Origin of the sequence: Rheinheimera fenheensis, assembly GCF_039871805.1 — a bacterium.
Lineage (GTDB): Bacteria > Pseudomonadota > Gammaproteobacteria > Enterobacterales > Alteromonadaceae > Alishewanella > Alishewanella fenheensis.
On record NZ_JBDPJM010000004.1, the window covers coordinates 268,619 to 287,740 of the forward strand.

General features: G+C 50.9%; 15 protein-coding genes. 6 read left to right on the top strand and 9 right to left on the bottom strand.

The features are described 5' to 3' along the window. Positions 1–34: 34 nt before the first annotated feature. On the bottom strand, positions 35–187 hold the full coding sequence (locus tag ABGI61_RS08595) for a hypothetical protein (protein ID WP_347599853.1): 153 nt from the start codon (positions 185–187) through the stop codon (positions 35–37). A 429-nt stretch (positions 188–616) separates the two neighbouring features. Here ABGI61_RS08595 and ABGI61_RS08600 point away from each other — a divergent pair, with 429 nt between their 5' ends. Next, complete coding sequence (locus ABGI61_RS08600) at positions 617–988, top strand: DUF6746 family protein (RefSeq protein WP_347599856.1); 372 nt, start codon at positions 617–619, stop codon at positions 986–988. A gap of 5 nt (positions 989–993) precedes the next feature. Further along, complete coding sequence (locus tag ABGI61_RS08605) at positions 994–1,836, top strand: alpha/beta fold hydrolase (protein ID WP_347599859.1); 843 nt, start codon at positions 994–996, stop codon at positions 1,834–1,836. A 42-nt stretch (positions 1,837–1,878) separates the two neighbouring features. Here ABGI61_RS08605 and ABGI61_RS08610 read toward each other — a convergent pair whose 3' ends face one another. Beyond that, a complete protein-coding gene (locus tag ABGI61_RS08610; RefSeq protein WP_347599862.1) occupies positions 1,879–3,075 on the bottom strand; it encodes an amino acid aminotransferase in 1,197 nt (398 codons plus the stop codon). Positions 3,076–3,113: 38 nt separating this feature from the next. Continuing rightward, entirely contained in the window at positions 3,114–3,821 is a 708-nt protein-coding gene (locus tag ABGI61_RS08615) for a GAF domain-containing protein (RefSeq protein WP_347599866.1), read from the bottom strand. Between the two features lie 148 nt (positions 3,822–3,969). Here ABGI61_RS08615 and ABGI61_RS08620 point away from each other — a divergent pair, with 148 nt between their 5' ends. Next, entirely contained in the window at positions 3,970–4,371 is a 402-nt protein-coding gene (locus tag ABGI61_RS08620; protein ID WP_347599868.1) for an SUI1 family translation initiation factor, read from the top strand. 172 nt (positions 4,372–4,543) lie between these two features. Here the strand turns inward: ABGI61_RS08620 and ABGI61_RS08625 are convergent, their stop codons facing one another. The 4 genes from ABGI61_RS08625 to ABGI61_RS08640 form a co-directional block, all read right to left on the bottom strand. Next, the gene (locus ABGI61_RS08625) at positions 4,544–6,217 is read right to left on the bottom strand and encodes a M28 family metallopeptidase (protein ID WP_347599871.1); all 1,674 of its coding nucleotides are present in this window, start codon (positions 6,215–6,217) and stop codon (positions 4,544–4,546) included. Positions 6,218–6,281: 64 nt separating this feature from the next. Continuing rightward, positions 6,282–7,574 (bottom strand): amidohydrolase family protein, encoded by a 1,293-nt coding sequence (locus ABGI61_RS08630; RefSeq protein WP_347599875.1) that lies wholly within the window; start codon positions 7,572–7,574, stop codon positions 6,282–6,284. Positions 7,575–7,585: 11 nt separating this feature from the next. Next, on the bottom strand, positions 7,586–10,705 hold the full coding sequence (locus ABGI61_RS08635) for an amidohydrolase family protein (protein WP_347599878.1): 3,120 nt from the start codon (positions 10,703–10,705) through the stop codon (positions 7,586–7,588). Between the two features lie 21 nt (positions 10,706–10,726). Then, a complete protein-coding gene (locus tag ABGI61_RS08640; RefSeq protein ID WP_347599881.1) occupies positions 10,727–13,681 on the bottom strand; it encodes a bifunctional diguanylate cyclase/phosphodiesterase in 2,955 nt (984 codons plus the stop codon). A gap of 109 nt (positions 13,682–13,790) precedes the next feature. Here ABGI61_RS08640 and ABGI61_RS08645 point away from each other — a divergent pair, with 109 nt between their 5' ends. Next, positions 13,791–14,243 carry a c-type cytochrome gene (locus ABGI61_RS08645; protein ID WP_347599884.1) on the top strand — a complete coding sequence of 151 codons (453 nt, stop codon included), beginning with the start codon at positions 13,791–13,793 and terminating at the stop codon, positions 14,241–14,243. A gap of 32 nt (positions 14,244–14,275) precedes the next feature. On the opposite strand, the gene ABGI61_RS08650 is transcribed toward ABGI61_RS08645, so the two are convergent. Further along, a complete protein-coding gene (locus ABGI61_RS08650; protein WP_347599887.1) occupies positions 14,276–14,926 on the bottom strand; it encodes a cytochrome b/b6 domain-containing protein in 651 nt (216 codons plus the stop codon). A gap of 55 nt (positions 14,927–14,981) precedes the next feature. Here ABGI61_RS08650 and ABGI61_RS08655 point away from each other — a divergent pair, with 55 nt between their 5' ends. After that, positions 14,982–17,327, top strand: a complete 2,346-nt coding sequence (locus ABGI61_RS08655; protein ID WP_347599890.1) for a penicillin acylase family protein — start codon at positions 14,982–14,984, stop codon at positions 17,325–17,327. A gap of 178 nt (positions 17,328–17,505) precedes the next feature. After that, positions 17,506–18,660, top strand: a complete 1,155-nt coding sequence (locus ABGI61_RS08660) for a chorismate mutase (protein ID WP_347599893.1) — start codon at positions 17,506–17,508, stop codon at positions 18,658–18,660. A gap of 37 nt (positions 18,661–18,697) precedes the next feature. Here ABGI61_RS08660 and gloA2 read toward each other — a convergent pair whose 3' ends face one another. After that, entirely contained in the window at positions 18,698–19,093 is a 396-nt protein-coding gene (gene gloA2, locus ABGI61_RS08665) for an SMU1112c/YaeR family gloxylase I-like metalloprotein (protein WP_347599896.1), read from the bottom strand. Positions 19,094–19,122 lie beyond the last annotated feature (29 nt).

Below are 19,122 nucleotides of genomic sequence, written 5' to 3' on the forward strand. Positions count from 1 at the left end.
GGAGAAACGGCTAAGTACCTATTCGGTAACAACCTTACTTGGTATGCACCAGGTGACTGCTATGCATGGCCCGGCCAAACGCGGCCAACAGCCGGTTGAGTTTACGTAGCATCAACGAGCGCGCGACGCCGTGTGCACGCGTTGCGGCTAAGCTATGCTTGGTTGCGGTAGTCTGAACTGCGCTCATTATTCACCTCTTGGTTATCAACATTGTTTAAACTGTGAGCATTATGCCGGTTATTTTTACCTTACACGAACGAGATAAATTACCACCAAAGCATTACTTTAATTAATGTATTATCGGGAGAAAATTCATTTTGAATTCAGCCAGTGCTAAGTTGAGATGCAAAAAACACGAGATAAAAATTAATTTAAATGCGGAAAAAATAGCAATTTATGCGCAAGCAACCCAATAAAATCGGCAGCGCAAGCGTTTAACTGAATAAAACGCCAATATTACCAGCATGAATTTTGACTTAATTTCACTAATCAATTTAGTGATAAATTTGCTGCTATCAGACAGCAGAAACAATTTTTGTGCCGGCACTGGTCAGGCAGGAGCAACCATGCTAAATTACATGCGAAATATTCTCATTTACATATCAGAGGCATTACCATGAAATCGTTGTTAAGTGCATTATTTATCACTGCTGGCATGCTGGCTTTTACTGCTGCAGCAGCCGACGACCGTCCAGATCACTTTACAGGTAAACAGGCAGACACACTGGAGCAAGCCGTAACCAATTTCACTGAGTACAATGCCAAATTAAAGACGCTGTTAAGCGCCGAGCTGACACCGCAGGCCATGGCAGAGATCCATCAGTTGACGTACACGCTGGAAGTGGCGCTGGAGAAGATCCACAGCGAAACCGGCAAGCTTAAAGACACGCTGGAACAGCTGCATATTGCGTCAGAGCGCATGGATACCGCCACTGCCAAGCAAAGTGGTGACAACTACATTAAAACCGCGCAAACGTTGGTGAAATAACAAGCGTGTCTGACCTACCCTATGCGTTGCAGTATGCCGTTGGTGAACGGTCACTGACGGCACTGAGCAATCAGCAGGTAGCTGTAGCGCCGGTTTTATGTTTACATGGCTGGCTGGATAATGCTGCCAGTTTTATACCACTGGCACAGCATTTAACAGATATACCCTTGGTTGCTCTTGAGTTTGCCGGCCATGGCTATAGCAGTCACCGCAGTGCTGATGCGCGTTATTATTTCTTTGATCATGTCGAAGATATTGTACAACTATGCCAACAGCAGGGCTGGCAACAACTGACTATCATTGGCCATTCGATGGGCGCTATGGTGGCGACGGCGCTGGCCGCCAGTTTTCCTGAGCTGGTGCAAAGGCTGGTGCTGATTGACAGCCTGGGCTTTGTCACTGATAGCGCAGCAAACGCCGCTAAGCAGCTGCGCGATGGTATTAAATCGCGCCTTAAGGCCACGGCACGTATGCCCTGCTATGCCAATCTGACAGAGGCAGCAACGGCAAGACAAAAGCAAAGTGACTTTAGCCTGACAGAAGCCTTACTGCTGGCCGAGCGCGGCACAGTTGCCACAGCAGATGGCCTTAGCTGGCGCGCCGATATGCGCCTCAGGCATAGCTCGGTGTATCGGTTAACCCCAGAGCAAGGCCAGGCGCTAGCGGCGGCAGTAAGCTGTCCGGTATTGGCCATAGCGGCCAAGGACAGTGCTTTTTATCCTAATGTACAACACTGGGCCCGCTATTATCCGAGGCTGACACTGGAGACCGTAAGCGGCGGCCATCATTGCCATATGACGCAGGCTGCTGTGGTGGCGCAGCATATCGAAGGTTTTCTGTTAGCATAAAAAAACCGCAGCGAACTGCGGTTTTTATCTATAACACCAGCATTAATCTTTCAGCACTGTGGCAACAGCTTTAGCAAAATAATCAATGTTGCTGTGGTTTAAACCAGCAATACTGACCCGGCTGGAGCCGACCATGTAAATGCTGAACTCGCTGCGCAGCCGGTCAATTTGCGCTTTATTAATACCCAAAAAGCTAAACATACCGTGCTGACGGGTAATAAAGCTGAAGTCCTGCTGCACGCCTTCCGCTTTTAACTTATCAATAATTAACTGCCGGTAGCTGTTAATACGGTTACGCATTTCGGCCAGCTCTTCATGCCACAGCGCTGTCAGCTCCTGGCTGTTTAAAATATTTGCCACGATAATAGCACCGTGTGCCGGTGGCATTGAATAAATGCTGCGTACTACGCTTAGCAGGTTTACTTTGGCAACATCGGCCACTTTGCTGTCAGCGGCAACTATGGACACGGCACCGATACGCTCACGGTACAGGCCAAAGTTTTTCGAGCAAGAGCTGCACAGGATCATCTCTTCAACCTGCTCAGCTAAATAACGCAGACCGCGCGCGTCTTCGTCCAGGCCTTCGCCAAAACCCTGATAGGCCATATCCACCAGCGGTGTAAAACCGCGCACTTTGGCAAGATCAGTAAAGCGCTGCCACTGGGCAAAGGTTAAGTCCATACCACTGGGGTTATGACAGCAGGCATGAACCAGCACCACATCACCGGCAGGTACCGTGGCCAGCTCAGCAAACATCGCCTCTTCGTTTAAGCCCTTGGTGCTGTAATCGTAGTAGCTATACTCTTTAACTTTAAGGCCAGCGGCCTGAAACAATGAAATATGGTTAGCCCAGGTTGGATTAGTCACCCAAATGGTGGCATTAGGATTGGCTTTTTTAATAAACTCGGCAGCGACACGCAGCGCGCCGGTGCCGCCTGGCGTATGGGCAGTGGTTACCCGGTTGGCCAGCAGTACTTTATGGCTGTTACCGAAGGCCAGCTTTTCGATATGAGCGTTAAAACCTAAATCACCGGCCATGCCGATATAGGTTTTGCTGTCTTCCTGTTTTAAGCGCAGCGCTTCTGCTTCTTTAACGCACTTCAGTACCGCCGTGTGGCCCTGCTCGTCTTTATACACTCCAACGCCAAGGTCTACTTTGTTTGGGTTTGGATCTTCTTTATAAGCTGCCATCAAGCCTAAAATCGGATCGGTGGCCACCGGTTGTAACTGAGCAAACATATTGTTCTACCTGAGGTTAAGTTGCATTAAAAAGGCGGTTAAGGCAAATAGGCCGGCACCGTTAAACAAACCGCTACCAGCAGTGCTAAGGCATCTGTGGTAAAGACGTTTTTATGAAAATCTTCTGCATCGACAATGCCGACTATTTTGCCTGATTGGTCAAACAGAGGCAAACAGGCTTCCGCCTGCACCTTAGGATCGCAGGTGTAGTACTCGCCACCGGTACCTAAATAGGCCGCCACATCGTTAATCACTTTTGCTTTACCGGTTAAACCCACAGTGCTGTTATTGCTGATTTTGGCAAATTCGCTGTTAAGCGGAAACTCGGCCCTTGAAGCCGCGCCATAATAAGCCAGCTTTACCAGCACCGGCTCGCCGGCTATATTAGGGCGCGCCTGATAAATACCAAACCAGTCTAAACCAGACTGTTGCTGATAAAACGCCGCTATTTTACTTAGCGCTGCAAGCGCCTGCTGGTTAGTGGCTGTTTGGCCGCCCAAAATGGCCGTTAAATCATAAGGCTCTTCAGAGAGCTGGCCAAATAGAGAACAGGCACCGCCCTCGCCCAACTCAGGCACTTTATACTGCCATTGCAAGGCAGGTACTGCTGCCGTCTCAATATAGGCCTGTAAGGCGTCCAAATGCCGCTGTACCTTCGCAGCAATATCAGCAGCAACATCAGCAAACTGAATAGACAAACCAGAGCGCTGCAAATAGTCGGTTACAGCAACAGAAACATCAGACATTATAGCCATCCAGATTTCTAAAAATTGTGACGCATTTTACCAGAAGCCAACAAAAATCCAAGCTGTAAGCCCACGATAACGGGAAAATGTTGCCGGGACTGCATTGGATGTTTAAGCTGACAGCCTTGTAAAGTAAAGCGAGCTTTTTATGGCAGAAAATAAACTTTCTCTGGCCGACTGGCAGGCAAAAATGAACCCAGAGGGGCAATCAACGCCAGTGAAAACGGATGCTAATCTGGTATACAGCACCGACAGTGGCCGCATTAGCGCAGATAAAACAGCAAAAAAGCCTACCGGTGAAGCTTTTTCTGATGGCGCTGTGCGTATCCGCAGGGAGACCAAGGGCCGCGGAGGCAAAGCGGTACTAACCATTAGCGGCATTGCCAAACCCCATGACGAGTTGGTGCAACTTGCTGCGAAGCTTAAGAAAAAATGCGCCTGCGGTGGTGCAGTAAAAGACGGCGTTATTGAAATACAGGGTGATAAGCGCGAGTTGGTAGAGCAGTTATTACAGGCAGAGGGCTTTAAAACCAAATGGGCCGGCGGTTAATTATCTTGAGTAAAACTCAACTCTCTCACACACCACAAAAGAAGAGAATCGGATTGCTCTAAGCTAACCGTTGAAGCCCTGGACGGGCTGAGACGAGCCCCCAGGGATGGGTTTACGGCGTGTTAGCGTGAGCAATCCGGTTCGACTCCGGAGTGCAGAGCTCTATGCTGTCTTACTTTACCTCTTCACGGTTATACGGCTGACCAAACACATCATGGAAAAAGCTGCTTTTTAACCAGTAAGGCCGCTGCTCGGTATTGGCCACGTCTAGTGCGATATTAAAGTTAATATCGGCAAAGATGGCGCCAAAATCATAGCGTATTGCGCCGTAGTCTTTAATTAAGCTTGGAATATCGTCCGATGGCTTATGGTAATGCTTGGCAAAAAAGCTGGCCCACACCTTACCGCCATCCTGCTTGGGATCCTGCGATTTAAAGCCAGTCATTAAAAACACCGCTGGTACGCCCTTTTTCACTAGCGTGTAGTGATCTGAGCGGGTAAAAATGGCCTGCTCCGGCATAGGATCGGCGCTTAAAGCAATGCCCTCTTTGGCGGCTGCCTGCTCAACCACTTTACCTAGCGACGAGTGATTAGCACCAAAGGCAATCATATCGGCAAAGGGGTACAGTAGTACTGGCATGTCCAGGTTAACGTTGGCGACCAGTTTATCGATAGGTCGGGTTGGGTTATTGGCAAAATAGTCGGCGCCCAGCAGGCCCTTTTCTTCACCGGTTACCACTAAAAACAAAATCGACCGCTTCGGTTTTTGCGCCAGACTGGCAAACTGACGGGCAGTTTCCAACAAAATGGCCACGCCGGCAGCGTTGTCCATCGCGCCGTTATTAATTTTATCTTCGCTGCGTAAATCGTTGCTAAAACCGATATGATCTGAGTGCGCGGTAATAACCACGTACTCGTCTTTCAGCTTAGGATCTGAGCCTTCCAGCACGGCTACGACATTGGGGCTGCTGATATCCTCATGCAGGCTGCTGCGGCTTAAGGTGGCCGACACGCCAAGCTCAAAGCCTGCCGGGCCTTTGGGCGCATCTAAAGTGGCAAAAATCGCTTCAAGCGACAGCGGTGCTTTGCTAAAGAACGCGGCTGCCGCATCAGGATGCACGTAAGCGCCAGCTTTTAAATTTGGGTAGCTGTCAGCGGGTGTGCCATCGGTCTGCAGCCATTCCATTGATGGCGTGTTTAAATACAGCAAACTGCTGGCATAAGGCCGCACTTTTTCCTGCTTTGGCGTATGCAGGGTAATAATACCCACTGCGCCACGCTCGGCGGCCAGGCGGGTTTTCAGGCTGTTTAAATGCGCGGCTTCTTCACTGGGTAAGCTGTCGGGGCGACCCGAGAGCAATACCACAATTTTGCCAGCCACATCTAAATTGGCGTAATCGTCCAGGCCAAATTCTTTTGATACCAAACCATAACCGGCGAATACCAAAGGCGCTGTCACTTCTGTGTTGGCAAATTGCAAACTGGGGCCGGTAAAAAAGGCCTTGGGGTACGCCAGCTCAGTGCTTACACCGTCAACATGCAGGGTAAATTTGGCACTGTCTTGCGCCAAACGGGCTTTTCGCAGTGGCACGCGCTGCAAATAGCTGCCATTGTCACCGGCCGGCTTTAACCCCAGCGCCTGTAACTGGCTAGCAATATACAGTGAGGCAATTTCATGCTCGTTACTGCCGGTGTCACGCCCGGCTAATGCATCTGAGGCCAGAAACTGCATATGGGCTTCTATCGCGGTGGCACTGGCCGCGGTGTTAGTTGGGCTAACGGGTGCTGTCGCCGAGCAACCTGCCAGGCTTAACGCAGCAGCAATAAATACAACGGTTTTCTTCATCGGTTTTCCTTTAAACAGCAGTGCCAGCAAAGGCTGGCACTGTTTTTACGACCTACAGCGTACTTTAGTTGATACGCTGCTGATATTTGTTATGCAGCTGTTTATGACGGTTATTTAAATCCACTTCCCGGCCGTCAATCCACAAGTGAGTAACCTTATGGCCGAGATAATCGAAAATATCGCCCTCTGATACCACTAAACTGGCTGCTTTGCCCACTTCGATGCTGCCAATCTTATCGGCCACACCGGCAATTTGTGCCGCGTTAATCGTCACTGAGCGCAGCGCCTGCTCTGGCGTTAAGCCGTAGCTTATAGCCTGACCGGCTGCGAACACCAGGTTACGGGTATCCCAGAAACCATCTAATGACAGCGCAAACTGCACGCCGGCATCCTGCAGGGTTTTGGGCACCACAAAGGCTTGCTTGTAGTTTTCATCGACCCGGCTGGGCAAGCCATAAGGCGCGGTGTAAATAACCGCAACTTTGGCGGCAGCCAGCTCATCGGCCAGGCGCCAGCTGTCACGGCCGCCGACGATGGTCAGCTTTAAACCATACTGGTTTGCCAGTAACATTGCCTGTCGAATTTGCCGCTCATCGTCCGCATGGACAAACAGTGGTCTATCGCCGTCAAACACCGCCAGCATTTCATGCCAGCGCGAGTCCAGGCCATGGTTTAAGCCCGCTTTTTCCGCATCGTAATAAGCTTTGGCATCAGCAAAGTATTGGGTCAATTGCGCCAGCTGTTTCTCGTTGGCTTTACGCACTTCATCAGCCGGTCTTGGGTTCCAGCGCGAGCTTAACGTGCTGGCATTAGGCCAGCGAATATGCAAACCCGTGCCATCAGCAACCAGCGCATCCTGATGATTCCAGGCGTCTAACTGCATTAAGCTCGATTGCCCCATTAACATGCTGCCAGACGGATACACCATGCTATAGGCAAAGCCGTTACTGCGAATGGTTGGGATCACTTCCGAGTCGGCATTATAAGCCACCCGCGCTTTTATATCCGGGTTAGTGTGGGTAACCTCGGTAGTGTCGTCTGTCGCACGCACCGCCTCAATTTCAACCAAACCCAGTTGATTGGCCAGCGCAATTAAGCCTGGGTACAGGTGTTTACCGTCCAGGTCCAACACCTGAGCGCCTTGCGGCGGCGCTAGATCCGGCCCCACGGCGGCAATTTTGCCATCGACAATTAACACATCAGTGTCGTTTTTTACGCCATCGGTTACCGTGTGCACCGTCAAGTTGGTGAGCAGCAGCGGTGTACTTTGCGCTTTACCCGGTACCATATCATGCGCCTGAACCGTTAAGCTGAGCGCCACCAGCGCTAAAGATAAACTCAGTTTCGTTAATTTCATTATCTGTCTCCCTAGTGGCTGTGGCCATGGCTATGTAAGTGACGGCCGATGTGCCACCAGTCGCCCTGATCTTCACAGTGCCACTCAGGTTCATCTTGCTTATAAGCGTCTTTATCACCGGCTTTGGCGTCATCTCCTGCACCCAGCACTTTTTGCACCAGAGCCGCTTTCTCAGCGTCCAGTTGTTGCTGTAGCGCCTTGTCGGTGTTGATATCAAAGTACTTGGTGCCGCCAATCCAGGTTTGCTGTGCCTGACTGTATACCGACAACGGGTGTGCACTCCACAGCACAAAGTCAGCCTGCTTGCCGGCTTTGATCGAGCCGGTCACGCCATCAATTTTCAGCTGCATTGCAGGGTTAATGGTGACCATCTTCAGCGCGTCATGCTCGCTCATACCGCAGTACATTACGGATTTCGCGGCTTCCTGATTTAACCGGCGCTGTAAACCGGCATCGTCAGAGTTAATGCTGACATTCACACCCTGCTCTGCCATTAAACAGGCGTTGGTCGGAATAGCGTCCTGCACTTCAATTTTAAACCCCCACCAATCGGCGAAGGTAGAGGCACTGGCGCCATGGGCGGCCATTTCTTTTGCGGTTTTATAACCTTCCAGAATATGGGTAAAGGTGGTGATGCTAAAACCCATTTCATCAGCCAGTTCAATCAACATCAGAATTTCAGACGCCACGTATGAGTGGGTATGAATAAAGCGCTGTTTGTCCAGAATTTCAACCAGTGCCTGTAAGCGGTAATCCATGCGCGGTGGGGCCACCTGCTCGCGCTGGCGTTTAGACAACTTGTTGTAATCGGCCAGCCGGGCTTTGTACTCTTTAGCTGCCTGGAAGGCATCACGAATGGTGGTTTCCACACCAATACGGGTTTGCGGATAGCGCTCGGTAAAGGCATCACCCCAGTTTGCCTGCTTGACGTTCTCACCCAGGGCAAACTTAATGCTTGGCGGTGCCGCCTGCATTTTTAAACCCTCGGCTGTCTCGCCCCAGCGGAACTGAATTACCTGCGCCTGACCACCTATAGGGTTAGCACTACCATGTAACAGCTGCGCGGTAGTGGTGCCACCGGTGAGGCCACGGTAAATATTGATGTCCTCAGGGTTTATCACATCACCAATGCGCACTTCTGAAGTCACTGCGTCAGTGCCTTCATTGACACCGGCCTCAATGGCAACATGCGAGTGCTCATCAATCAGGCCCGGTGTTAAATGCATGCCGGTAGCGTCTATTACCTCAAAGCCTCGAGGAGTGCTGAGGTTTTTGCCAATTTTGTCAAACTTGCCGTTGCGCACAATAACATCGGTATTTTCCAGCACGCCATCGGCTTCAGCGGTCCAGACCGTGGCATTTTTAATATGCACATTCTGCATTTTCGCCCGCTCTGGCAAACCATAGGCGCGGTTTGGAAAGCTGAGCTTAGAGATAAAGGCCGCCGGTTTGTCGCTGGTAGCTGCCGTTTTAGTCGCAGTGTCGTCTGAGCTCAGCGGCTGGCGCTGCGCCTGAGCGGTATAAGTTGCGGTACCCAGCTGCCATTTCCCACTTAACTGGTTGTTAAGCAGCTGGCCGCTAAATTGCGCTACCTGATTACTGCCGGTTAATTCAGCCAGTTTCAGACTAAACTGCAGCTGTTGCTGCTGGCTAAGCACATGCTCCAGTTTGACAGTTTTTTCAGATTCAGCGCCCAGTAGTACTGCGGTACCACTCAACTTATCGGCCGAGCCGGTTAAGCTGATTTTTACTGCTTTACCCTCTAGCGTGAGCTGATAGTCGCCGGCAAATTCAACCGGTGCAATCGGCTTAATTTCATGCTGCTGACCACGCACCCAGGTCGCAACAATTTCGCCATCGGCAAATAAGTCACCGCTAGCCAGCACCAGATCGGCCTGATAACCCGGCGCAATTTTACCCAGCTTATCTGACACGCCTGCAATAGCAGCCGGTACGGTAGTCAATGCGGCCAGCGCACTATCCGGCGATAAACCGTGCTTAACCGCTTTGCGCAAGTTGGGCCAAAAGTCTTTTTTTTCTTTTAACTTGTAAGTAGTAAGTGCAAAAGGCACACCGGCACTGGCTAACGCGCCCGCATTAGCCGGTGCACGCTCCCAATGGCGCAAATCGGCCAGGTTGACATCCAGCTGATCGGCCAGCTGCTCTACTGCCGGTGCCGCCGGAAAATTGAGCGGTAAAATCAGCTTGCGTTGCATCGCTTTAATCGCATCCAACTGCACATATTCATAGCCAGAACCGACCAGTGCAGCGTTTTGCAGCTTAAATTCGTTGAGCAGCAAATGCGCCCGCAGCAAAGAGCGGTCATCTGAGGTTTCAAAAATTGCCCCCTGCTGCGCCAACTGACCTAGGCTATCTAGCGCAGCGTTATACTCGATTGGCGCATTAAAATAGCGCACATCGGTTTTACCATAGGCCTGGTTATACCAATTGGCATCGCTTAAGGTTTGGCGGATAAGCGCTATACTGCCCATCAACGATGACGGGTAGCTTTGCACTGAGGTGCCTTTGCTAAAGGCCATAAACTGCGGCCCTTGCGCTTTTAATATAAGCTCGTTAGGTAAACCTTCCCCCAAAGAGCTGACAAAGGCTTGGCCCCGAAAAATGCCGTCCATTCGCGCTGATTGCGCAGCGGTAAACCCAAGCTTTCTCAGCTCCTCTGCCGCTTTTGCGTCGGGCTTAAACTCGTTCACCCAGCGTAATTCAGCATGAATAGCCGCATTACTGGCATTGCCGCCTTTGCGCTCGTTTTTATACACCGGCGCATCGCGGTAGCTGCCCGGCTTAGCCGGCTTGGCAGCTTCTATGCCGTATAGGGTATAGGGGTCAATAAAGCCGGGGTAAAGCGTGTAACGGCTGGCGTCAATTTGTTGATAACCGGCCGGCACCGACACTTTGCTGCCAACAGCACTGATGCGGCCATCGGCAATCAGCACGGTAGCATTTTGCAGCTTTTTACCGGGCTCAGTGTAAACGGTGGCTCCGGTTAGGGCGATAAGGTTAGGTGTTTTATCGATAATGCCTTGCAGCGGTGAAGTCTGATCGGCTTGGCTACCAGCGGTAAAAACCGTGAGCAGCGCTGAGCTTAGCAGCGACAGACGGGCTTTGGTCATAACATGTTCCTGAATTAGCGGTTAACTGTTAACAACATAGTTCAGCCGGCTTAGCTCCTGCTCTGCCAATGGCATGCTGAAGTAGTAACCCTGAACCTGGTAGCAAGCATTTTTTCTTAAAAACTCAACTTGTTCTGCCGTTTCCACCCCTTCTGCTACCACGCGCAGGTTCATTTTCTGCGCCATGGCGATGATCGCCGCGACTATGTCCATGTCGTTACGATCATCCGGGATATCTTTGACGAACGAGCGGTCTATTTTTAGCTCGTCTACCGGAAAACGCTTTAAATAACTAAGCGATGAATAGCCTGTACCAAAGTCGTCAATAGATAAAGACACACCCAGACGTTTTAACTGATTTAACTGGTTAATAGCCGCATCGGTGTCACCCATTAACATACTTTCGGTGATCTCAAAAATTAAACTAGACGGTTTAGCGCCGGTACGTTGCAAAATGCGCTCAACGATTTCTGGCAGGTTATCGTCATTAAACTGCCGCACGGACAGGTTAATTGACAAACTGACATCAAAACCCCGGCTATGCTGACGGGTGAGAAAACGACAGGCTTCCCAGATAATCCATTCGCCAATTTGCACAATAAGGCCGGTGCTTTCAGCCACACCAATAAACCGCAGCGGCGGCACTAGGGTGTTATCCGGTCTTAGCCAGCGCAATAGGGTTTCATAGCCGACAATACTGTTGTCACGGATATCAATTTTCGGCTGATAGTAGAGTAAAAACTGATGCTCGCGGATTGCTTCACGTAGCTGGTTTTCGATAAGTAAGCGCTCTTTGGCGGCTTCGTTTAAATCGGGGCTGAAGAAATGAAAGGTGTTTTTACCACGCGCTTTGGCCTCGTACATCGCCAAATCGGCATGTTTTAGCAATAACTCCTCTTCTGCGGCATCCTCGGGCGCCACGGTAATACCGATACTGGCGCTTATTGACACCTCATGTTGCCCCAATTTCACAGGTGCAGCAAACGCCTGTTGCAAGTTAGAAGCGATGGCTGAAGCCTGGCCGCGGTCTTTAATACCACTTAAAATAACGGCAAACTCGTCCCCACCCAGGCGGGCTATGGTGTCTTCTTCACGCAGCCGGCTGATAAGCCGCTTGGCGACCTCTTTTAACAGCTCGTCGCCGGCATCATGGCCTAGCGTGTCGTTAATACGTTTAAACTCATCTAGGTCAAAATACAGCAGCGCAAAGTTGTAATAGCCACGGTGAGACATCGCAATGGCTTTACGTAACTGATCGCGGAAGTAACTGCGGTTAGCCAGGCCAGTCAGCACATCGTAGTAAGCCAGCTGTTCCATTTTTTTCTGGCTGGCTTTAATAAAGGAAATATCCTGCATGGCGCAGACATAGTTGCTAATATCACCCTTCTCGTCCCGGATTGGCGCTATCGCCAGCGATACCCAAAGCTGCTTGTGTTGATATTGCAGCAACATATCGCCGCGCCAGTGCTGACGCTCGCCCAGAGTTTGCATAATTTCTTCACCGACATGGTGCATCTCTTCGGCAAATAAACGGTGTAAAGGTTGTGCCTGCAGCTGTTCTGTGTCACAGCCGAGCATTTCGGTTAAAAACGGGTTGATATACTCGACATTCAGCCGCTGATCAGTCAGCACTATGCCCGAGCTTGAGAAAGACACTGCTTTACTGAGCTTTCGGGCCGAGCGCTCGGCCAGCTCCTTTTCTTCTATGCGGGCATTAAGGCCGTTAACCAACTCGGCAATTTCGGCCGACATACTGCCAAACGCCTGATTTAACAAGCCTATTTCATCAGGTGTATGGTCTAGTGTTATCTGCTGTAAATCACCGCGTGACAGCCGGTTTATCGCCGCTGATAAGCGGTTTATCCGCTTTAACATAAATTGGTAGACAATAAATTGCAGCAGCAGCGACACCAAAAGTGCCACGATAAAAAAGGTCATTAATAATTTAAACCGAAACTGCGTTAGTGAAGCCAGTACCGCTGCTTTTTCACTGTAAACGGCTAGGTGCCAGTCTAAACGCTCAACCGGCGCGCTATAGATAAGATGTTCAGGCAGTAAAGTAGCCGCTTCAGCAGGGCTTACTGTGGGCTTTGCCACTGCAGAGGCATACTGCTGCAAGGCCGCATTCTGAATATTGACGCCGGCATAGGGGCTATTCATCGCCGGTTCGTTTTCACTGCGGCGGGGCGGCAGGCCAATGACCTGGCCCTGACTGTCAAACAGCATGACTTTTTGCAGCGGTTCACCCGCTGGCAAACTGGTTAAAATATCGCCCAGCACATAATCAACACCTGTAACACCTATAAATTCATCCTGGATATACAGCGGAATAATCAAGCTGGTCATCCATTTTTTCCAGATATCGTCGTAGTAAACCGGCGTCCAGCGCGGTTGGCGGGTGGGGTTTTGTTCGGGCGTGGCGATTTGATAAAACAGATCCTGCTGAAAATCATGCCCCGCCTCTACCTGCAGCGCCCAATCGGCCGGTGATATGCGGATAAACTGCTCTTTGCTGATAAAGTAAAAATTAAAAAAGTCGTGCAACATCAAAGGAGACAATTGCTGCCATAAGCCAGCCGTTACGTCAAACAAGGCGGCTGTGCGGCCGTTATAGCCATTGGCGGCAATAAAGGCGCCGGAATAATCATCCCAGGATCGCACACTGCCATCAGCGGCCTCTGTTAAGCGAAGCGGCGCTGCCAGCCTGGTCTGAGCCAGCTTACGCATCACCACCTGATTAGCCGCCAGCGCTTTTTGTTCTTTTTGCAGCAAATCGTAATTAAGTTGGGTAGCCAAACGTTTGGCGCGTTGTTCTATCTGTTGTTGCTGTTGCTGCAAGGCAATATCCTGTTGCAATAGCATAACCACATAACCAATGGCAAAACCGGCCAGTACTATAGCGCTAAACACCACCAGGGCAAATTTGAAGCCCAGTGAATCCGTTCCGCTTGGTTTAGTAAAATTGACGTCCTTCACTTATACGGCCTGATCCTGTAAAACACTTGATTATTGGCAAAAAATTGCGTTCTGCTAAGCTATTGCCAAATCATTATTGCATGTAAATTCAGCAAAAGAGAATGAAACCATGAAAAAACCCTTAGTCGCAACACTGTTATTCACCCTTTGTTCATCTACCGTGATGGCCAAAAGTGCCTTTACTGACGCTGGCGACAGTATTAAGTACCGCCAATCGGCCTTCCAGCTAATCCGCCACAATATGGCTGACATTGGCGACATGTTAAAAGGTGATGTTAATTATGATGCAGCCAGAGTGGCAAAACGGGCAGCTGCGCTGGCTACCCTGACCACACTGCCCTGGGAAGCCTTTACTGTGCCGGGTGCAGAGCAAGGCGGTGGTGATGCTAAAGCGGCAATTTGGCAAAACCTGCAAGACTTTAACAGCCGCGGTGAAAAACTCGCTACTGATGCTCAACTGTTAAAAGCCGCTGCTGACAGTGGCGATCAGGCTGAAATTCGTAAAGCCTTTGGCAGCTTTGCCCGTAACTGCAAAGCCTGCCACGACGATTACAAAAACTAATAAACCTGTTGTGCTATTCATGCGGCGCTGCCTTACAGCAGCGCCATTAGCTTAGCCCCCTGCCAGTAGTACAGCGCAGTTAACAGCAGCGCAAGCAGCAAAAAAAACCAACCTGAGTGCTTTAACTTGGGGGGCACTTCACCGGTCTGCCTGTCTTTGCCACTTAACATAACCCACAACACATTATGCAGCCGTATGCTGTGCCACAACGCCGCCACAACGTGCACTGCTATTGCTGCCAGCAGCACATTGATATTAATTTTGTGGATAGCCGATGCAATATCTACCCAAGCCGATGGCAGCACACTGACCAGGGGGCCATCACTTAAGTAGCTATTGTCAAAGGTTGCCAGGCCGGTAATTAACTGCAGTAATACTAAGGCGATAAGCAGCATAATCATATAAAACGATGCCGGGTTATGCCCTGTTACCGGGTAAGGCCGGTGCAGGTATCGCAGAGCTTCAAGTGGTGTTGCGGCAAAGCGGCTAAAACGCGCCGAGTCACTGCCAATAACCCCCCAGACAATACGTGCCACTATCAGTGCCAACAGGGTGTACGCTAACAACTGATGCTGCGCCATTAAGCCCTCTTCGCCGGTGTACCACAAACCGGCTATCAGCAGCAGCTGGCTCCAGTGGAAAAACCGCACGGCAAAATCCCATACTTTAACTGGTTGTGACATTCGGCAAAGTCTCCGTTATGCTAAGTTTTTGATTTTATACTACAGAGTACGAAAGATGAATTGGTGGAAATGGCTGCTGAGCGTGGTAACGCTGATATTGACTGCAGCAACGGCAGTAATATTTGCCCTACTGTATTTAAGTTTACCCAAGTACGAGGGCGAGCATAGCACAGGCATTGCTAACGCCGCCCGCTTGGAGCGCGACGCACTGGGGTACCTGAGCATTCATGCGGCCGATCGCAATGATGCTGCTTTTGCGCTGGGCTTTGCCCATGGCCAGGAGCGTTTTTTTCAGATGGACTTATTGCGCCGCAGCGCTGCCGGTGAACTGTCGGCACTGTTTGGTGAGCGCGCTATAACAGCCGATAAAGCGCTGCGCCAGCATCGCTTTCGCCAGCGTGCGCAAAGCGCCCTGGCACAGTTAGGCTCTGCAGAAAACCAGCTACTGAGCGAGTACAGCCGCGGTGTTAACCATGGTCTGGCCGCACTTAAGGTCAGGCCATTTGAATACCTGCTACTGAGACAGCACCCTGAGCGCTGGCAGAATGCCGACTCCATTTTAGTCATCTATACCATGTATCTGGATTTACAGGGCAAATTGGGCAGTGATGATTATGCAATGACAGTGCTAAAACAAAGCATTCCGGCTGACTGGTACCGTTTTTTACAGCAAGAATCTGATATTTGGCAGGCCGCACTGGACAATAGCGTCACAGCACCGGTTAGCCTGCCTGACAGCCCCTACCCTGAGCTGCTGCAACAGCAGCTGACCAGCTGCAACCAATGCCAAGTAAAAGATGCCACCGACATTGGCAGTAATAACTTTGCTGTGGCCGGCAGCCTGACAGCACATGGCAGCGCTATTCTGGCCGATGACATGCACTTAAGCAGCCGGGTACCCGGCATCTGGTTTAAGGCCCAGTTAAACTGGCGCGATGACGATAAAATACGTACTGTCACCGGGCTTACGCTGCCCGGCACACCGGCGGTTGTGGTTGGCTCTAACGGACAACTGGCCTGGGGCTTTACCAACAGCACAGCCGACTGGCACGATTTGGTTGCGCTTAAGTTATCTGACGATGGTAAGCGCTACTTGACAGCCGATGGCTGGCAAAACCTGCAGTATTACTATGAAACCATTAAGGTAGCCGGCGGTGCCGACCAAACCGTTGAGCTGGCAGAAACCATCTGGGGACCCGTTGTGCGCTTTGCTGACAGCCCGGCCTACGCCCTAAGCTGGGTAGGTTATGATAGCCAGGCGGTAAACCTGAACCTGCTGGCGTTAGAACATGCAACCACCGCAGAGCAAGCATTGGCGCTGGCACCCAGTTTTGGTATACCGTCACAAAACCTGCTGGCGGCCGACAGCAAAGGTGACATTGGCTGGCGTCTGACTAACCGTATCCCCAAACGTCAGTTAGATGATTTTGATACCGCACAAGACTGGAGTGACGGTCGGCAAGGCTGGTTTGGTGTTATTGACGAAGCACAGCACTTAAGCATCAGTGAGGCTGAACGCTTATGGACCGCCAACGCCCGTATGATAGGTGGCGAGTTTTATCGCCTTATCGGCAACGGCGGTTATGACTTGGGCGCCCGGGGTTGGCAGATTCAGCAACGCCTTAACACCTTAAAGCAGGCTGATGAGCAGGCTTTGCACGCGATACAACTGGATAACCGGGCGCTGATGCTTGAGCGTTGGCGCGATCTGTTACTCACCGTGCTCACGAATGACGTGGTATCAGCACATCAGTTACAAGCTTACCGCCAGCACATCATCACAGGTAGCCAGCGTGCAGCGGTGGACGACGTTGGCTACAGCCTGGTGCGTGCCTTCCGTGTTAAGTTGCTTGAACTGCAATTTGCACCGCTGTCAGCCTATCTTGAGCAACACGGTGCCCAAAGCCAGAATTTAAAATATTCTCTGGAAACGCCACTTTGGGCCCTGCTACAGCAGCGCCGTGCTGATACCCTGCCCGATGCCTATGCCAGCTGGGATGCTTTACTGCTTGACGCCGTGCTGCAAAGCAAAACCCAACTGGAACAACAATTCGGCAGCCTTCACGAAGCCAACTGGGGTAACATCAACACCGCCAGCATTTCACACCCGCTGGCCAGCGCCGTACCGCTTTTGGGCGACTGGCTAAATATGCCGGCCACGCCGCTTAATGGTGACAGCCATATGCCAAGGGTACAGCGGCCAGGGTTTGGCCAGTCACAACGGATGGTAGTGGCGCCTGGTCAAGAACAGCTTGGCATACTAACCATACCAGCCGGGCAGTCGGGCCACCCGTTATCGCCGTTTTATCGCGCCGATCACCACTACTGGTTAAACGAGGTGGCGTTGCCGTTTTTACCCGGTGAGAAAAAATATCAACTGCTGCTTACTCCGCAGGGTTGACTTTAGCCATCCAGACGGACTATGTTAGCGAACATGAACACCGTATCTATCGCGCTCAGCTTTTTTCGCTTTACCACCTTAAACGGGAGGCGGTAAGCTGCGCGCGCAGTAAAACCTGAAAACCTCCCACACCGGGAGGTTTTTTTTTGCTTATTTTACTTACAAAAAGAGAATGCACATGGAACTGGATGAAATACGCCACGCGATAAGCGATACCGATCAGCAGCTGTTGGGCCTGCTGGCCAAACGTCGCCAACTGGCACTGGCGGTAGCTGATGCCAAACTGGCGCAGAATAAACCGATCCGCGATCAAAAGCGCGAGCAGGAGTTACTGGTCTCTTTGATTAACCAGGGTAAGCCGCTCGGATTGGACGCACAGTATGTTACCCGGCTGTACCATGTCATTATTGAAGACTCAGTATTGCAGCAGCAGGCTAAAATCCAGGGTCAGTTAAACGGCACCGATGCACCTGCGGTACGGGTGGCGTTTTTGGGTGGGCAGGGTTCATACAGTTACTGGGCAACGCAAAAATACTTTACCCGCCGCGCCGAGCGCATTATTGAGCAGGGCTGCGACAGCTTTAACGAGATTGTGCAGGCAGTAGAAACCGGCCATGCCGACTATGCACTGCTGCCGATTGAAAACACCTCATCGGGCAGTATTAACGAGGTGTATGATTTACTGCAGCACACCCGTTTGTCTATCGTCGGCGAGCTGACCCACCCTATTGCCCACTGCCTGCTGGGTTTGCCGGGCACTGATTTAAGCAAGATTCGTCAAGTCTGTGCCCACCCGCAGGTCATTGCCCAGTGCAGTCAATATCTGCAAGGGTTATCGCAAGTGAAAATAGAATACTGTGACAGCTCATCCGATGCCTTTAACCGCATTAAACAGCAGCAAGACCCAACGATTGTTGCGATTGGCGGGGAAGAAGGCGGCCAGCTGTATGGCCTTGAAGTGCTGACGCGTGACTTAGCCAACCAAAAAGACAATGTCAGCCGCTTTATTGTGGTGGCGCGTAAACCCGTGACGGTGGCAAAAGCCATACCGGCAAAAACCACCTTTATTATGTACACCGGCCAGCAACCAGGCGCCTTAGTAGATGCACTGTTAGTGCTAAAACAACACGGCATTAGCATGGGTAAACTAGAGTCCCGCCCCATTAATGGCAACCCCTGGGAAGAGATGTTCTATGTCGATGTATTTGCCAACCTGAATGATTATGCCATGACCCGCGCGCTGGAAGAGCTGAATAAAATTACCAAGTTTATTAAGGTATTAGGCTGTTACCCCAGTGAAGATATTGAGCCGACGCAGGTAGTAAATACCTAAGCCAGGAGGCGCAGCGGCAGGTTCTGCGCCCCCCAATTCACGCTTGATATAGTTCCAGTGGCAGGCCGTCCGGGTCTTGAAAAAAAGTAAAGGCTTTACCGGTGTACTCATCGACGCGGATCGGTTCTACTGCTACGCCGTTTACGGTTAAATAATCGGCAAACTCTGCAACATTATCTACCACAAATGCCAGATGCCGAAGGCCCTGTGCTTCTGGCTTGCTGGGCCTGGGGGGGGGACTGGGAAAGCTGAATAGCTCAATTTGATTACCGTTTGGCAGGGCTAAATCTAACTTCCAGGAATCGCGCCCGGTGCGGTAGTTTTCGGCCAGCACTTTAAGCCCCAACAACTCCGTGTAAAAACGTTTAGAGCGGGCGTAATCACTGCAAATTATTGCCACATGATGAATAGACTTAAGGGTTGGGCGTGTCATAAAAAAGGCCTGATAAGCGTCAGACCTGT

Excerpts from the sequence above, each read along its gene's own strand:
- ABGI61_RS08595 (WP_347599853.1), bottom strand. The coding sequence starts at position 187 with ATGAGCGCAGTTCAGACTACCGCAACCAAGCATAGCTTAGCCGCAACG.
- ABGI61_RS08600 (WP_347599856.1), top strand. The coding sequence starts at position 617 with ATGAAATCGTTGTTAAGTGCATTATTTATCACTGCTGGCATGCTGGCT.
- ABGI61_RS08610 (WP_347599862.1), bottom strand. The coding sequence starts at position 3,075 with ATGTTTGCTCAGTTACAACCGGTGGCCACCGATCCGATTTTAGGCTTG.
- ABGI61_RS08615 (WP_347599866.1), bottom strand. The coding sequence starts at position 3,821 with ATGTCTGATGTTTCTGTTGCTGTAACCGACTATTTGCAGCGCTCTGGT.
- ABGI61_RS08620 (WP_347599868.1), top strand. The coding sequence starts at position 3,970 with ATGGCAGAAAATAAACTTTCTCTGGCCGACTGGCAGGCAAAAATGAAC.
- ABGI61_RS08625 (WP_347599871.1), bottom strand. The coding sequence starts at position 6,217 with ATGAAGAAAACCGTTGTATTTATTGCTGCTGCGTTAAGCCTGGCAGGT.
- ABGI61_RS08630 (WP_347599875.1), bottom strand. The coding sequence starts at position 7,574 with ATGAAATTAACGAAACTGAGTTTATCTTTAGCGCTGGTGGCGCTCAGC.
- ABGI61_RS08635 (WP_347599878.1), bottom strand. The coding sequence starts at position 10,705 with ATGACCAAAGCCCGTCTGTCGCTGCTAAGCTCAGCGCTGCTCACGGTT.
- ABGI61_RS08645 (WP_347599884.1), top strand. The coding sequence starts at position 13,791 with ATGAAAAAACCCTTAGTCGCAACACTGTTATTCACCCTTTGTTCATCT.
- ABGI61_RS08650 (WP_347599887.1), bottom strand. The coding sequence starts at position 14,926 with ATGTCACAACCAGTTAAAGTATGGGATTTTGCCGTGCGGTTTTTCCAC.
- ABGI61_RS08655 (WP_347599890.1), top strand. The coding sequence starts at position 14,982 with ATGAATTGGTGGAAATGGCTGCTGAGCGTGGTAACGCTGATATTGACT.
- ABGI61_RS08660 (WP_347599893.1), top strand. The coding sequence starts at position 17,506 with ATGGAACTGGATGAAATACGCCACGCGATAAGCGATACCGATCAGCAG.
- gloA2 (WP_347599896.1), bottom strand. The coding sequence starts at position 19,093 with ATGACACGCCCAACCCTTAAGTCTATTCATCATGTGGCAATAATTTGC.